This window comes from Brevundimonas sp. GW821-FHT12E07 (assembly GCF_058807035.1).
The window spans coordinates 474,175-488,035 of sequence record NZ_JBXAQH010000001.1; the positions used below are offsets into that span (position 1 = coordinate 474,175).

The window sequence follows — 13,861 nt, forward strand, 5'->3', positions numbered from 1 at the left end:
TTTGGCCGGGAGCTTAATGGGCGTCGACCTTGATCACGCCGCGACGGATCTGGTCCAGCTCGATCGAGTCGAACAGGGCCTGGAAGTTTCCGTTGCCGAAGCCTTCGTTGCCCTTGCGCTGGATGATCTCGAAGAAGATCGGACCGAAGACGTCGGTGGTGAAGATCTGCAGCAGCAGGCCTTCCTCGTCCGAGCCGTCGATCAGGATGCGGTTCTTGCGCATCCGCTCCACGTCATGCCCGTGGTTGGGCAGGCGTTTGTCGATCAGTTCGAAATAGGTCTCGATGGTGTCCTGGAACTCGACGCCGCGCTCGCGCATGGCCTCGACGGTGGCGAAGATGTCGTCGGTGGCCAGGGCGATGTGCTGGATGCCCTCGCCGTTGTAGCGCTTCAGGAACTCCTCGATCTGGGAGTTGTCGTCCTGGCTCTCGTTCAGGGGGATGCGGATCGCCTTGTCGGGAGCGATCATGGCCTGGGAGAAGAGGCCCGTCGCCTTGCCCTTGATGTCGAAATACTTCTGCTCCTCGAAGGCGAAGACGTCGCCGTAGAAGCCCGACCAGGTGCGCATCTGGCCGCGGCGCACATTGTGGGTCAGGTGGTCGAGCAGGTACAGGCCGACGTTGTTCTTGCGCTCTTCCTCTTCCCAGCCCTCGATCTCGTCCCAGGCGTCATAGAGGGAGCCGGTCTCGCCATAGGCGTCGATGAGATACAGCAGGCTGCCGCCGATGCCGCGCAGGACGTAAGCCCCTTCGCCCAGCGCGCCGCCCGCATGGGCCTCCGCAGGCTGGGCGCCGCGCGCGACGGCGCCGTCCCAGGCGGCCTTGGCGTCGCTGACGCGGAAGGCCATGCCGTTGGCCGAGGGGCCGTGCTCGCGCGCGAACTCGCCCGCCTGACCGGTCGGGGTGCGGTGGACCAGGAAAGAGATGTCGCCTTGCTTGAGGCGCACGACATTGGTCTTCGGATTCACATGGGTCTGGACGAAGCCCATGGTCTCCAGCTGCTTGATCATGGCCTCGGGCTGAGGGCCGGTGAACTCGACGAACTCGAAGCCGTCGACGCCCAGCGGGTTCTCGGCGGCGGGGATGGTGGCGTCGGGCGTAAGGGTGGTGGCTGCGGTCGTCATGCGGCTCTCTCCACGGAACAGGTTGTGCGGCGGTCGCCGCGATTGGGCCGGAACCTAGTGGGGGAAGTCGGCTTCGCCAAGGCGTGCGATATTTCAGTCGTTTTGATGAGGAAAACGAAGGCGCTGCGGCGTCGCGGCGGATGGACCGCGCGTCCCGGCGTTGCTAGGGCTGGCGGGCTTTCCGGGGAAATCCATGCTGCGCAAACTCTACGACTGGGTCTTCGAACAGGCGCGCAAGCCCTATGCCGAGAAGACCATGGCGGCGGTGTCCTTCGCCGAGGCGTCGTTCTTCCCCATTCCGCCGGACGTCATGCTGGCCCCGATGATCCTGTCGCGGCCGGACCGGGCCTATCGCTATGCGGCCATCTGTTCGATCGCGTCCTTGCTGGGCGGGTTGCTGGGCTATGCCATCGGCGTCTTCCTGGAGCCGCTGGCGGTCAAGCTGTTGCACATCTTCGGCCACGGCATGGATATCGCCGTCTATCAGGCCTGGTTCGGTCACAACGGCTTCTGGGTCATTCTCGGCAAGGGGCTGACGCCGATCCCGTTCAAGCTGGTGACCATCGCCGCGGGCCTCGCTCACTTCAATCTCGGCCTCTTCGTTCTGGCCGTGGCCATCACCCGTTCGGGGCGCTTCTTCCTCGAGGCCTGGATCCTCAAGACCTGGGGCCCGGCCATGCTGGCGGTGGTCGAGAAGCGGCTGGCCCTGTTCTTCGTCATCGCCCTGGTCCTGCTGGTCGGCGGCTTCTTCCTTTTGAAGCTGTTGGAGCATTGAGCGGGGCGGGTTAGAACCGTCGCCTGATGATCGAGATCTATCGCCTCCTGACCCGTTGGTGGACCGCCTTCGCCCTGGCGATTTCGCTGGCCATGCTGGGCGCGGCCCATGCGTCCGAGCGGCTGTGGGGCCTGACGCCCTGCAACCTCTGCCTCAAGCAGCGCGAGGTCTTCTGGGGCGCGGTCGCCGTCTCCGCCGTCGCCACCCTGTGGGCCGTGATCAGCCGGGCCAGCCGCGGCACCCCGCGCATCGCCGCCTTCCTGCTGTTCGTCATCTTCCTGACCGGCGCGGTCACTGCGACCTTCCATACGGGCGGCGAGATGAAATGGTGGCACCTGCCCGCGACCTGCTCGGGCGCAGGCGGCGCGGCCAGTCTGGAAAGCCTGACGGCTCTGGCGCTGGGTACGGGCCCGGCTCCGAAGGTCGTGATGTGCGACGCCGTCACCTGGCGCTTCCTGGGTCTGTCGATGTCGTCGTGGAACGCCCTGATCTCGGCCGGTCTTGCCGTCTTCAGCCTGCTCGCCGCCAAACGCCCCAAGGACGCCCGCGCCCCCAAGAACGGCGCCGAGGCCATGCTGAAGGCGGCCTGAGATCATGACGGAAGCCCGCATTCCTCGTCCGCCCCTGCCGCGACCGGGCCGGGGCGCGTCGCGGGCGCGGATGGCCGAAATCCTGCGTGTCGACCACGCGGGGGAATATGCCGCCGTCCAGATCTACCGCGCCCAGCGCGCCGTCTTCGAAGCGGCGAAGGGCAAGGGCGCCATCGCCGCGGACCTGGCCCATATGCAGGATCAGGAGGCGGTGCATCTGGCGCGCTTCGACGCCCTGCTGAACGCCCGGCGCGTGCGTCCGACCCTGATGGTCCCGGCCTGGCGGCTGGCGGCCCAGGCCCTTGGCGCCGGCACCGCCCTGATGGGCGAGAAGGCCGCCCACGCCTGCACCGAGGCCGTCGAGAGCGTGATCGAGGAGCATTACGCCGACCAGATCGCCGAGCTGAAGGACCGCGATCCGGACCTGGCCGCCGAGCTGGAGCGCTTCCGCGCCGAGGAGCTGGAGCACCACGACCACGCCGTCGCCCACGGCAGCCGCGAGGCCCCCGGCTACCGCCTGCTCAGCGCCGTCATCAAGGCCGGCTGCAAGGTCGCGATCAAGGTCAGCGAACGCGTCTGAGCATATGCAACATTTTTATGTTGCGCTTGCGAACATCTGAGGCATCATCGGTATTCCAGTCTCTTGAAGGGATGCCGCCATGTTGTTCGCCCTGCTGACTTTGCTGGTTGCTGTGCAGACGCAATCGCCCAAGACACCTGAACCGGTCCAGACGGTCGCCGTTGCGATCGCCGCCCCGACCCCGCCTGTGGCCCCGGCCTCGACCTCCGCCCCGGCCGCCGCGACGACTGAGGCCGCCGCACCGGAGCCCGAGGCCGAGCCGGAACCCGAGGTCGAGGCCCCGTTGCCGACCCGCCAGGTCTGTCGCTATGTCGAGGTGACCGGCCAGAGGTTCCCGGTCCGTACCTGCCGCACGGTGACGATCTACCCCGACGAAAGCCACTAGCCGCCCGCCCGACTATCCCGACTGTCGATCCCGCCCGGACTGTCCGTGCCCGTCTGTGTTGCACGGCGGGAAAACTCGGGCATGATGGAACCTCAGGCTCTCCCCCGCCAGCTTCAGCACCGAGTATCCGTATGATGTTCGCCGTTCTCGCCTTCGCCGCCGCCCTCGCCCAGACGTCTTCCACCCAGGCCCAGGCCGGCGGTCAGGTCGATGCCGCGCCTCAAGTCGCGGCTGCGCCCGCCGCCGACGCTGCTCCGGCCGCCGCGCCCGAGGCCCAGCGTGCGCGTCTGGTCTGCACCACCCAACAGGTCACCGGTACGCGTTTCCCGATCCGTCGTTGCCGCACCGCTGAACAGGCGGCCTCTGATCGGGCGGAAAGCGCCGAAATGCTGCGCCGCATGCAGGGCGCCCGGACGATGCCGACCCAGTAAGGTCGGCCCTACGGCCTCGGCGCCACGTCGAAGGCCAGCATAAGGGTCCGCTGGGCCGCGCTGAAATTGTCGTCCGACAGGATGTAGATCCGCGTCCGCTCGCCTTGTTGACCATCACGGGTTTCGGCGGCGATACCTTCGAAATTGTCGGTCGTGCCGGGCAGTTTCAGCTCAACCAGGACGGGGCCGAGGGTCCCGTCTGCCGCCATGCGTCGCACCCGGGCCCGGGCGTCGATCGGCGGCGCGTAGGACCGCTGAACCACGAACCAGCCGCCCCCTGATCCGGCAGCCGGGTCGCGGTCCATGCCGGTGATCCGGTAGTCGCTGTCGCGCAGCAGGGGCGTCGGGGGTGCCGTCACCACCGTGCAGCCGCGCGGGGTGCAGTCCCAGCCCCCGCCGCTCTCGCCATTGACCCGCCAGCCGTGCGGCGCCGCCGTCAGACCCTCCATTCCGTCGTTCTCGGGGAAGGGAAAATCGGGCCTGGCCGCCGGGATCGGGTTTCTGATGGCCGCCAGCGGGCCATAGTTCCAGATGCGGTGATCGCGCTCGAAACTGACCAGAAGCTCGCCGTCGTCCAGCAGGGTCAGGCCTTCGGCGTCCCCCTCGAACTTGTCCTGGATCGGCGTCCCGTCGGCCAGGGTCAGGCGGCGCGTGCGAGCGCCGTCGATGCCGGTCAGCCGGCCCTGGGCGTCCAGTCTCAGCTCGGCGCGGACCAGGTCGCCGACGTCGGACACGGTGACGAAGCCGCCGTCCCCGGTCAGCTTCAGGTCCGACAGACTGTGCAGGGGAGACCCGACCGGGGCCACGATCTCGATCCCGCCGGCGAAGCTCACGCCAGGCGCCAGGGCCGCGCCTCCGGGCACGCCGAGGCCCACGGGCTTGAGCGTGACCTCTTCGGGAATCCAGCCGTCGACCGCCGGGACATAGGGGCGCGGCACGCCCATCGACCCGGAACAGGCCGTCAGGGTCAGGACGCCCCAGACCAGCAGCAGACGCTTCATTTGAGGATTCATGCGGCGCGTCGTGCAGGATCGCGGCCAGCGCCCGCCTTGCGCGTCGCGGCCTTCGGCTCGGTCTCGAACAGTTCGGCCAGCTTCTCGATCATGACACCGCCCAGCTGTTCGACGTCGACGATGGTCACGGCGCGGCGATACCAGCGGGTCACGTCATGGCCGATGCCGATGGCGATCAGCTCGACCGGCGACTGCGTCTCGATCCGCTCGATCACCTGCCGCAGGTGCTTGTCCAGATAGAGGGCGGCGTTGGCGGACTGGGTCGAGTCGTCGACCGGCGAACCGTCGGAGATGACCATCAGGATCTGGCGCGCCTCGGTGCGGTTGCGCAGCCGGTCGTGGGCCCAGGTCAGGGCCTCGCCGTCGATGTTTTCCTTGAGCAGCCCCTCGCGCATCATCAGGCCGAGGTTCTTCTTGGCCCGGCGCCACGGCGCATCGGCGGCCTTGTAGATGATGTGGCGCAGGTCGTTCAGGCGGCCGGGCATGGGCGGCTTGCCGGCGGTGATCCAGGCCTCACGCGACTGGCCGCCCTTCCACGCCCGGGTTGTGAAGCCGAGGATTTCGACCTTGACCCCGCACCGCTCCAGCGTCCGCGCCAGGACGTCGGCGCAGACCGCCGCCACCATGATCGGCCGCCCGCGCATCGAGCCGGAGTTGTCGAGCAGCAGGGTCACGACCGTGTCCCGGAACGGGCTCTCGCTCTCGGCCTTGAAACTGAGCGGGCTGGTGGGATCGGTGATCACCCGGGTCAGGCGGGCGGTGTCCAGCACGCCTTCCTCAAGGTCGAAGGTCCAGGTGCGGTTCTGCTGGGCCATCAGCCGCCTCTGCAGCTTGTTGGCCAGCCGCGCCACGATGGAGGACAGGGTCGTCAGCTGCTGGTCCAGCAGCGAGCGCAGACGCTCCAGCTCGTTGGGGTCGCACAGGTCGGCGGCGTCCACCGTCTCGTCAAAGGCGGTGGTGAAGACGCGGTAGGCGTCGATGGCCCTGCCGTCGTCGGCCGTCTGCTGGCGGTTGGGCAGGTCGCCCTCGGACAGTTCGGGGCCGTCGTCGGTGGCGTCGCCGTCCATCTCGGCCGGGGCGCCGTCCGGGCGGCTGTCGCGCTCTTCCTCGGCGGTCTGGTCGTCGGAGGAGCCGTCCATCGACTGGCCGCCTTCGCCGCCGCCGTCGTCCTCTTCCTCGTCCTGCTCGTCGTTGGCGTCGGGATCCTGGGGATCGGGCTCCTCGTCGCCCTGATCCTCGGAGGCGTCGTCGCCGCGGCCGTCGCCGGGATCCAGGTCCAGCGCCCGCAGCACGTCCTTCAGCGCCTTGCCGAAGGCGGCCTGATCGTCGGCGACCTCGGCCAGTTTGTCGAACTGGGCCCCCGCCCTGGCTTCCAGATTGGGGCGGACCAGATCCAGCATGGCGCCGGCGCCGTCGGGATTGCGTTGACCGGTGATCCGTTCGCGCACCAGCAGGGCCACGGCCTCGGCCATGGGCACGCGTTCGGCCTCGGCGCGCAGGGCGCCCATCCGCTCCAGACGGGTCAGGAGCGCCGCGTTCATATTGGCCCGGACCCCGGCGAGGGCGTTCGAACCCACCGCCTCGACCCGGGCCTGTTCGACCGCGTCGAAGACCTCGGCGGCCTGGCTGTCGGCGGGCCGCAGCGTCGCGTTCAGGGCCTCGTCGTGATTGGCCAGCCTCAGGGCCAGCCGGTCGGCCTGTCCCCGGACCGTGGCGCTGTCGGGACCCGAGGGATCGCGGGGCGGATGCGGCAGGGTCAGGACGCCGTTCGACAGTTTCGGCCCGTCCGAGCCGAACACGACCTCCAGTTCCGACTGCTCGGCCAGGGCCCGGGCCGCGTGAGCCAGGGCGCGCTTGAAGGTTTCGGCGGGAGTTTCGGGAGCGGCCATTTCGATCCGTCATAGCAGGGGGGCGCGGCGAGGAAAGGGCGTGTGTGTTCGCATGTGCGTGTTCCCGTTCCGTTTCCGACCCGGAATCGCTATCTAGGGATGGTGTCAGGCGAATCCGTCATCACCCATCAGTCCGTGACCGGCGCCGAGGCCTGGCTGGCCCTGCCGCCGGCGCTCGCCGTGCCCCCGGGGGCGGGGGCGATCTGCGACGACGAGGGGGCGCGAAAGATCGGACGCGGCGCGGCCGAGGGCGCCTTCACCACCGCCCCGGTCATGGTCGCCCATGCCTCCCTGACCGCGCGGCGTCTGGGTCTGGCCCCGCCGCCGCGTTCGCCCGACATCCTTGATGTGCTGGAGCTCTACGCCTTCGTCCGGCCCGCGCGGTTCTGCGCCCCCTCGCCGAGCGGCCTCGCGCTCGCTCTGGGCTTGTCCGAGCCCAAGGGGGCGGAGGCCCAGGCCGAGGCCCTGCGTCACGCCGCCGGCGCCCTGCTGCGTGAACTGGCCGATCCGGCCTATCCGGGCCGCGAGGACGCCTTCACGCTCGTGGAGACGCTCGGAAAGGCCCCCAGCGGCGCCTGGGGCTGGGCCTGGCGGGTGGCGGGGGCTCTGCAGCACAATCCGATGCGCGACCGCCGCTATCGGGGCTCCGGCCTCGACGCCTGGTCGCGACTGCCGGAATGGGAGGACGAGGCCCCGCGTGGCGACGCGGGCTCGGCCCCGGTCGACAGCGAGAGCGCCCGCATCCGTCTGGCCAAGCTGCTGCAGGCCTCGGGTCTGGACGAGACCCGCCCGACCCAGTCCGACTATGCCGCCGAGGCCGCCTACGCCTTCTCGCCGAGGAATGAGGAGGGCCGTCCGCGCGTGCTTCTGGCCGAGGCGGGGACGGGCACGGGCAAGACGCTGGGCTACCTCGCGCCCGCCTCCGTCTGGGCCGAGCGCAACCAGGGCGCCGCCTGGGTCTCGACCTATACCCGCGCCCTGCAGCGCCAGATCGATCGCGAGAGCGCCAGCCTCTGGCCCGATCCGGCCGAACGCAAACGCAAGACCGTCGTCCGCAAGGGGCGCGAAAACTACCTCTGCCTTCTCAATCTTCAGGACATGGTTCAGGCGGCCCAGCTGGGAAACGGCGACCTGATCGGTCTGGCCCTGACCAGCCGCTGGGCCCTGCACACCCGCGACGGCGACATGACCGGCGGCGACTTCCCCGGCTGGCTGCCCGGCCTGTTCGCGACGCCCCAGAGCAATCAGGCCTCGGCCGCCAACCTCGTCGACCGGCGCGGCGAATGCGTCCATGCCGCCTGTCCGCACTACCGCACCTGTTTCGTCGAAAAGACCATCCGCGCCAGCCGCAAGGCCGACCTCGTCGTGGCCAACCATGCGCTGGTCATGACACAGGCCGCCTTCGACGGCGCCCGCTCGGCGCGCGGTCTGAAGCAGGACGGCGAAACGGCGGCTCTGAAGCGCATCGTCTTCGACGAGGGGCACCACCTGTTCGACGCCGCCGACAGCGCCTTCTCCGCCTGTCTGTCGGGGCAGGAGGCCGCCGAGCTGCGCCGCTGGATCCGGGGGCCCGAAGGGCGCGGCCGCCGCGGTCGGGGTCTGGAACAGCGTCTCGGCGATCTGGTCGGCGACGACTCAGCCGCCCGCAAGGCGCTTCAGGACGCCATCCGCGCCGCCGCCGCCTTCCCGGGCGAGGGCATCTCGGGCCGCATCGCGCCTCCGTCCGGCGAGGTGAACCCGGTCGGGCCGATCGAACAGTTCCTGATGGCCGCGCTGGAGCAGATCCGTGCGCGGACGTCGGAGGCCGCGTCTTCGGCCTCATCGGAGTTCGGCACGGAGTGCGCGGTCCGCCCGGCGACCGAGCCCCTGCTGGAGACCGCGCGCGGCGCCGCCCAGGCCATCGCCGCGCTGGAGGCGCCGCTGCTGGCCCTGGCCCGGCATCTGGAGGACATCCTCGACGAGGAATCGTCCGAGCTTGAACCCTCGGCCCGGGCGCGGATCGAGGGGGCGTTGCGCGGTCTCGACCGTCGCGCCCGCATGACCCTGCCGGGCTGGCGCTCCATGCTGGCGGCGCTGCAGGAGGGCGGGGACGAACAGGATCCCGATTTCGTCGACTGGCTGTCGGTCGAGACCGCCTTCGGCCGCATCCATGACGTGGCCCTGCGCCGCCACTGGATCGACCCGACCGTGCCTCTGGAGGCCGCCGTCATCCTGCCCTCGCACGGGGTGCTGGTGACCTCGGCGACGCTCAGCGACCCCATCGCGGCGGCGGCCGGCGGCGACGCTTTCGACATGGCCCGGATGCGCACCGGCTCGGCCCGGCTGATCGAACCGCCGCGCACCCTGAAAGTCGAGAGCCCGTTCGACTATGAGGCCAACAGCCGGGTCATCGTCGTCACCGACGTGTCCAAGGACGACCCGCGCCAGACGGCGGCGGCGATGCGCGAACTCTTCCTCGCGGCGGGCGGCGGGTCGCTCGGCCTGTTCACCGCCATCCGCCGTCTGAAGGCGGTCTATGAGCGGCTGGGCCCCGATCTCGCCAAGGCCGGCTATCCCCTCTACGCCCAGCACGTCGATCCGCTGGAGGTCGGCGCCTTGGTCGATATCTTCCGCGCTGAACAGGACAGCTGCCTGTTGGGCACTGACGCCGTGCGGGATGGCGTCGACGTGCCGGGCCGGTCCCTGCGCCTGCTGGCCTTCGACCGCGTCCCCTGGCCGCGTCCCGATCTGCTGCACAAGGCGCGTCGCCTGAAGTTCGGGGGAGAGTCGGCCGCCGGTCGCGGCTATGACGACAGCCTCGCCCGCGCCCGCATCGCCCAGGCCTTCGGTCGCCTGATCCGCCGCGCCGACGACAAGGGCGTCTTCGTCATGCTGGACGCCGCCACCCCGACCCGCCTGTTCGCCAGCCTGCCCCCGGGCGCCGAGGTCATGCGCATGGGTCTGGTTGAGGCGGTGGAGCTGACGAAGGGGTTTCTGGGCGAAAGCCCAGAGGCCTAGGCCTCGAACTCGATCACCACACTCTCCGCCGACCGCTCGGCCTCCCCGTGGAACACCGCCTCGATGTTGTTGCCGTCGGGATCCAGCAGGAAGGCGGCGTAGTAGCCGGGGTGGTAGGGCCGCTCGCCCGGGGCGCCGTTGTCGGTTCCGCCCGCCGCGAGACCCGCCTTGTAAAAGGCCTCGACCGCCGCCCGGTCCTTCGCCTGAAAGGCCAGATGGTGGCGGCCGGTAAGCTTGCCCAGCGCCGCCGGACTGTCCGCCGAGGACACGAACAGCTCGTCGGCCCAGAAGAAGGTCGGGCCTTCGCCGCCGATGGGCACATCGAGCACCTCCAGCACGGCGCCATAGAACCTTCGGCTGGCGGCGAGGTCCTTCACCACCAGATGCAGATGATCGATCAGCCGGCCCCGGTGCAGCGTCTGCGCTTCCATATCGGTCTCCCGTGATGCGTTCGCAGGGAAACGGGCGCGCGGGAGCGGACGTTCCGTGCGGCTATTCGTCCCCGGTCCCGGACGGGCCGTGAACCGGCCGTCCCCGTTCGATCCGGATCAGGTCGAGAACCCCGATCATCTGGCGCGACCGCCACTGGCTCATCAGGAAGGTCAGCGGTCCCAGCGTCACCATGGCGATGATCTGGTAGACCGTCGTCGAATGCTCGCGGATGAAGGCCGAGACGCTGTCGCCCTCGATGTCCGCGATGATGGCGATGATCGACAGGGGGAGGGTCAGATAGCCGATGACCACCGCCTTCAGCATCTGGTCCTGACGCCGTCCGTTCAGATTCACCAGGGCGTAGAGGGCGTCGAAGGTCTTGTCATCGACGCCGTCCAGCAGGTCGAAGGTCTGCCGCGTCGATTTGTTGCGCCGGAAGCCGCTGATGAAATCCACGCCGATATAGCCCCAGGCGCCGGGGGTGTAGAGGCCGGACGGCAGCAGGCTCCAGGCGGGGAAGTTCCGCTTCAGCCGTCGCCACAGGCTCCAGAGGTCGGCGGCCTCTTGAGGAAGCCCGCTGTCCTTGTCCGCCATATCACGCCCCGCTCGAATCGCCGCCGCACTGTCGGCGCAATCCCCGGTGGCAGGGGCAAGCTTTGCTGGCAAGGGCGAGGGGGTTCCGGAAGCCGCACGGTCGGTCGTGCGTTCATTTCGCGCCGCCTCTGCTGTAACAGGACCCCATGAGCGAAAACGCCCCCCAGAAGAAACACAGCCGCGCCGGACTGTTCGGCCCCTTCGTCCTGTTGCTGATCGTGGTCGCGGGCTGGAGCGTCTGGTGGTTCTACCTCGCCGATCAGGTGAAGACGCGGTTCGAGGCCCAGGCCCAGAGCCTGCGCACGGCCGGTTGGCAGGTGACCTATACGAAGCTGAGTATGAGCGGCTGGCCGTTCCGTCTGCGGGTCCAGGCGGACCATGTCTCCTTCGACGCCCCCTCGGGCCACGGCATCGCCGGGCCGCGTCTGGTCGCCCAGGCCACGGCCTGGAACCCGGACAAATGGGTGCTGATCGCGCCCGACGGCCTGACCGTCACCCGGGCGGGCAAGGGCAAGGTCGCCGTGCGTGGCGACGGCATCCGCATGAGCGTCCATGGCCTGACCCAGCGCTGGCCCAATGTCGCGATCGAACTGGCGAAGCCGGAGTTCACCATCCTGCCGGGCGCCGAACCCTTCCCGATCTCACGGGCCAAGCTGATCCAGCTCTATCTGCGGCCGCATCTGGCCCCGGCGGGGACGCCCGGCGTGGAGACCAGCGTCGACATGCTGTTCCGCCTCGTCGAGGCCGAAGGGCGTCCGCACGGCCCGGTCGAGGGGATGACCCGCAACGGCAAGCTGAGCGCCCAGATCGAGACCGTCGTCGAACACGCCGACCAGCTGTCGGGCGCCGACGCGGCGGGCATCTTCGGCGCCTGGACCCGGGGCGGCGGCCGCTTCACCCGGGTGCGCGGCGAGCTTCAGGCCGGCGACAGCCGCGCCGTCCTGTCCAGCGACCTGCTGTCGGCCCAGCCCGACGGCCGTCTGCAGGGACAGCTGGCGCTCAAGGCCGAGAAGCCGCTGCCGGCCATCGCCGGTCTGGCCCGCTCGAACTCCGGCGCGGTCAATCAGGCCGGCGCCATGGGGGCGGCGGCCGCCACCGCCGTCGCGGGCGGGGCGGGGAACAACATCGACCTGACCCTGGTGTTCAAGAATGGCCGCACCTTCCTCGGCCCCTTCGCCCTGGCTCCGGCGCCGAAGCTGTTCTGATCTCATGCTGATCGAGCCGGAGATGGACGGGGAGACGGCGGCGCTCGACGCCGCCCTCGCCGAGGCGGTTAAGGCCCGTCTGGAGGCGGGCGGCCGCTCAGGTCCGGACGCCGAGGCCCTGGCCCTGCGCGGCCTGCTGGACCATGCCGACACCGTCGATCAGGCGGCCCTGATCAAGGCCGTCTGGGGCCGGATCGCCGCCGACACGGGGCCCGTCCTCTTTGCCGCAGGTCCGACCGCCCATCTGCTGGCCGCCGACCGCTTCGGCCTGCCGGTCCGCAGCTCGGCCGACGCCGAGGCGGCTTTGGTCGAGGCCGGACGCGGCGCCCGCGCCCTGATCGACCTCGACGGCCCGCGGCCCTGGTGGGGCAAGCTTCTGGCTCGCCCGGACCTGCGTATCGTCGCGGCCCTGCCCGACGATCGCCACGGCCGCCCGCGCGCGGTGCTGATCTCCAGCGAGATGTCGGGCCCCACCGGCGAGGACCGCACCTTCTGGATCACCGACAGCCGTGAGCCGGATGTGAAGATCGCCGACGCCCTGGCCGCAGCCGGCTTCCTCGCCCAGGGTCTGGTTTCGGCGGGCGGCTTGAAGCTGTTCATGCTGGCGGGCTATGTGCAGCCCGAAGACGGGCGGCTGGGTGACGCCCCCGGCTCCCTCAAGGGCGTGATCGGCGCCGCACCTGTATTCTGAGATTGCTCGCATGACTGACACCGGCCCCGCTCCGAAGCCCGGCATCCTCGACATCGCCCCCTATGTCGGCGGCAAGTCGGCCATCGCCGGCGTCGCCGAGCCGATGAAGCTGTCGTCCAACGAGAACGCCCTCGGCGCCGGCGAGAAGGCGCGCGCGGCCTATGGCGACGCCCTGAAGACCATCCACATCTACCCGGACGGCCGGGCGACGAAGCTGCGCGCCGCCGTCGCCGAGCACCACGGTCTGGAGCCCGAACGGCTGATCTTCGGCAACGGCTCGGACGAGGTCTTCGCCCTGCTGAACCAGACCTATCTGACCGCTGGCGACAACATCGTCTGCGGCCAGTACGGCTTCCTCGCCTATCAGATCAGCGCGAAAGCCTGCGAGGCCTTCGTCAAACAGGCGCCGGAGCCGGGCTTCAAGGCCGAGGTCGACGCGCTTCTGGAACAGGTCGATGAGCGGACGAAGATCGTCTACGTCTCCAACCCGTCCAACCCGACCGGCAGCTACAACACGGGCGAGGAAATCCGCCGCCTGCATGCCGCCCTGCCGGAGAACGTCCTTCTGGTCATCGACGAGGCCTATGCCGAGTTCGTCACCGAGAGCGACTGGGAGACGGCCCTGCCGCTGGCGAAGGACGCGCCAAACGTCGTGGTCACCCGCACCTTCTCCAAGATCCACGGCCTCGGCGGCCTGCGCATCGGCTTCGGCTATGCCCCGCTGGCGGTGGAGCAGGCGGTCGACCGCATCCGCCTGCCGTTCAACGTCTCGGTCGCCGGTCTCGCCGCCGCTGAGGCCGCGCTCGGCGACGAAGCGCACCAGCAGGCCTCGCGCGATCTGGTCCAGACCTGGCGTCCGCGCCTGACCCAGGCCATCCGCGGCTTCGGCTTCGACGTCCTGCCCTCGGCCGGGAACTTCGTTCTGGTGCTGTTCAACGACGGCAAGCACACCGCCGCCGCCGCCAACGACTGGCTGAACGCCAAAGGCATCATCGTCCGCCCCGTCGGTGGCTACGGCCTGCCCAATGCGCTCCGCATCACCGTGGGCACGGAAGACCAGAACCGCGCCGTCATCGACGCCCTGAGCGAGTTCGCGGCATCTTAGTGCGCTAACGCGCGCGACGCGGTCGCGCGCTGCTTGAGCGCGAAGTGTGAG

The 13,861-nt window shown here is 69.6% G+C and carries 14 protein-coding genes; 9 read left to right on the forward strand and 5 right to left on the reverse strand.

The annotated features are described in order from the left end of the window. Nucleotides 1-13: 13 nt before the first annotated feature. Entirely contained in the window at nt 14-1,123 is a 1,110-nt protein-coding gene (gene hppD, locus AC1ROD_RS02345) for a 4-hydroxyphenylpyruvate dioxygenase (RefSeq protein WP_492946651.1), read from the reverse strand. A gap of 193 nt (nt 1,124-1,316) precedes the next feature. Between hppD and AC1ROD_RS02350 the strand changes: the two genes are divergently transcribed. The 5 genes from AC1ROD_RS02350 to AC1ROD_RS02370 all read left to right on the forward strand — a co-directional run bounded on the left by AC1ROD_RS02350 (nt 1,317) and on the right by AC1ROD_RS02370 (nt 3,884). After that, the gene (locus AC1ROD_RS02350) at nt 1,317-1,898 is read left to right on the forward strand and encodes a YqaA family protein (protein WP_492946652.1); all 582 of its coding nucleotides are present in this window, start codon (nt 1,317-1,319) and stop codon (nt 1,896-1,898) included. A 26-nt stretch (nt 1,899-1,924) separates the two neighbouring features. Next, nucleotides 1,925-2,488 carry a disulfide bond formation protein B gene (locus AC1ROD_RS02355; RefSeq protein WP_492946653.1) on the forward strand — a complete coding sequence of 188 codons (564 nt, stop codon included), beginning with the start codon at nt 1,925-1,927 and terminating at the stop codon, nt 2,486-2,488. 4 nt (nt 2,489-2,492) lie between these two features. Further along, nucleotides 2,493-3,068: a demethoxyubiquinone hydroxylase family protein gene (locus AC1ROD_RS02360; protein WP_492946654.1), complete on the forward strand. Its 576-nt coding sequence runs from the start codon at nt 2,493-2,495 to the stop codon at nt 3,066-3,068. A gap of 79 nt (nt 3,069-3,147) precedes the next feature. Continuing rightward, on the forward strand, nt 3,148-3,453 hold the full coding sequence (locus AC1ROD_RS02365) for a hypothetical protein (RefSeq protein ID WP_492946655.1): 306 nt from the start codon (nt 3,148-3,150) through the stop codon (nt 3,451-3,453). A gap of 131 nt (nt 3,454-3,584) precedes the next feature. Next, complete coding sequence (locus AC1ROD_RS02370) at nt 3,585-3,884, forward strand: hypothetical protein (RefSeq protein WP_492946656.1); 300 nt, start codon at nt 3,585-3,587, stop codon at nt 3,882-3,884. 8 nt (nt 3,885-3,892) lie between these two features. On the opposite strand, the gene AC1ROD_RS02375 is transcribed toward AC1ROD_RS02370, so the two are convergent. Together AC1ROD_RS02375 and cobT are read right to left on the reverse strand one after the other, a co-directional pair. Then, nucleotides 3,893-4,885: an esterase-like activity of phytase family protein gene (locus AC1ROD_RS02375; protein WP_492946657.1), complete on the reverse strand. Its 993-nt coding sequence runs from the start codon at nt 4,883-4,885 to the stop codon at nt 3,893-3,895. An 8-nt stretch (nt 4,886-4,893) separates the two neighbouring features. Continuing rightward, nucleotides 4,894-6,786 (reverse strand): cobaltochelatase subunit CobT, encoded by a 1,893-nt coding sequence (gene cobT / locus AC1ROD_RS02380; RefSeq protein WP_492946658.1) that lies wholly within the window; start codon nt 6,784-6,786, stop codon nt 4,894-4,896. Nucleotides 6,787-6,885: 99 nt separating this feature from the next. On the opposite strand from cobT, the gene AC1ROD_RS02385 reads away from it, so the two are divergent. Beyond that, nucleotides 6,886-9,783, forward strand: coding sequence for an ATP-dependent DNA helicase (locus AC1ROD_RS02385; RefSeq protein WP_492946659.1), 2,898 nt, complete (start codon nt 6,886-6,888; stop codon nt 9,781-9,783). Here the strand turns inward: AC1ROD_RS02385 and AC1ROD_RS02390 are convergent. Continuing rightward, a complete protein-coding gene (locus tag AC1ROD_RS02390; protein ID WP_492946660.1) occupies nt 9,780-10,214 on the reverse strand; it encodes a VOC family protein in 435 nt (144 codons plus the stop codon). The genes AC1ROD_RS02385 and AC1ROD_RS02390 overlap by 4 nt on opposite strands. A gap of 61 nt (nt 10,215-10,275) precedes the next feature. Beyond that, nucleotides 10,276-10,809, reverse strand: a complete 534-nt coding sequence (locus AC1ROD_RS02395) for a hypothetical protein (RefSeq protein ID WP_492946661.1) — start codon at nt 10,807-10,809, stop codon at nt 10,276-10,278. A gap of 146 nt (nt 10,810-10,955) precedes the next feature. On the opposite strand from AC1ROD_RS02395, the gene AC1ROD_RS02400 reads away from it, so the two are divergent. From AC1ROD_RS02400 to hisC, 3 genes are read left to right on the forward strand one after another with little or no spacing between them, the layout of a single operon-like run. Then, entirely contained in the window at nt 10,956-12,014 is a 1,059-nt protein-coding gene (locus tag AC1ROD_RS02400; protein ID WP_492946662.1) for a DUF2125 domain-containing protein, read from the forward strand. Nucleotides 12,015-12,018: 4 nt separating this feature from the next. Further along, entirely contained in the window at nt 12,019-12,705 is a 687-nt protein-coding gene (locus AC1ROD_RS02405; protein ID WP_492946663.1) for a hypothetical protein, read from the forward strand. A gap of 10 nt (nt 12,706-12,715) precedes the next feature. Continuing rightward, a complete protein-coding gene (gene hisC, locus AC1ROD_RS02410; protein ID WP_492946664.1) occupies nt 12,716-13,810 on the forward strand; it encodes a histidinol-phosphate transaminase in 1,095 nt (364 codons plus the stop codon). The last annotated feature ends 51 nt before the right edge of the window (nt 13,811-13,861 follow it).

Bases quoted from the DNA above. Each gene is read 5' to 3' on its own strand.
- hppD (WP_492946651.1), bottom strand. From the start codon at position 1,123: ATGACGACCGCAGCCACCACCCTTACGCCCGACGCCACCATCCCCGCC.
- AC1ROD_RS02350 (WP_492946652.1), top strand. From the start codon at position 1,317: ATGCTGCGCAAACTCTACGACTGGGTCTTCGAACAGGCGCGCAAGCCC.
- AC1ROD_RS02355 (WP_492946653.1), top strand. From the start codon at position 1,925: ATGATCGAGATCTATCGCCTCCTGACCCGTTGGTGGACCGCCTTCGCC.
- AC1ROD_RS02360 (WP_492946654.1), top strand. From the start codon at position 2,493: ATGACGGAAGCCCGCATTCCTCGTCCGCCCCTGCCGCGACCGGGCCGG.
- AC1ROD_RS02365 (WP_492946655.1), top strand. From the start codon at position 3,148: ATGTTGTTCGCCCTGCTGACTTTGCTGGTTGCTGTGCAGACGCAATCG.
- AC1ROD_RS02370 (WP_492946656.1), top strand. From the start codon at position 3,585: ATGATGTTCGCCGTTCTCGCCTTCGCCGCCGCCCTCGCCCAGACGTCT.
- AC1ROD_RS02375 (WP_492946657.1), bottom strand. From the start codon at position 4,885: ATGAAGCGTCTGCTGCTGGTCTGGGGCGTCCTGACCCTGACGGCCTGT.
- cobT (WP_492946658.1), bottom strand. From the start codon at position 6,786: ATGGCCGCTCCCGAAACTCCCGCCGAAACCTTCAAGCGCGCCCTGGCT.
- AC1ROD_RS02385 (WP_492946659.1), top strand. From the start codon at position 6,886: ATGGTGTCAGGCGAATCCGTCATCACCCATCAGTCCGTGACCGGCGCC.
- AC1ROD_RS02390 (WP_492946660.1), bottom strand. From the start codon at position 10,214: ATGGAAGCGCAGACGCTGCACCGGGGCCGGCTGATCGATCATCTGCAT.
- AC1ROD_RS02395 (WP_492946661.1), bottom strand. From the start codon at position 10,809: ATGGCGGACAAGGACAGCGGGCTTCCTCAAGAGGCCGCCGACCTCTGG.
- AC1ROD_RS02400 (WP_492946662.1), top strand. From the start codon at position 10,956: ATGAGCGAAAACGCCCCCCAGAAGAAACACAGCCGCGCCGGACTGTTC.
- AC1ROD_RS02405 (WP_492946663.1), top strand. From the start codon at position 12,019: ATGCTGATCGAGCCGGAGATGGACGGGGAGACGGCGGCGCTCGACGCC.
- hisC (WP_492946664.1), top strand. From the start codon at position 12,716: ATGACTGACACCGGCCCCGCTCCGAAGCCCGGCATCCTCGACATCGCC.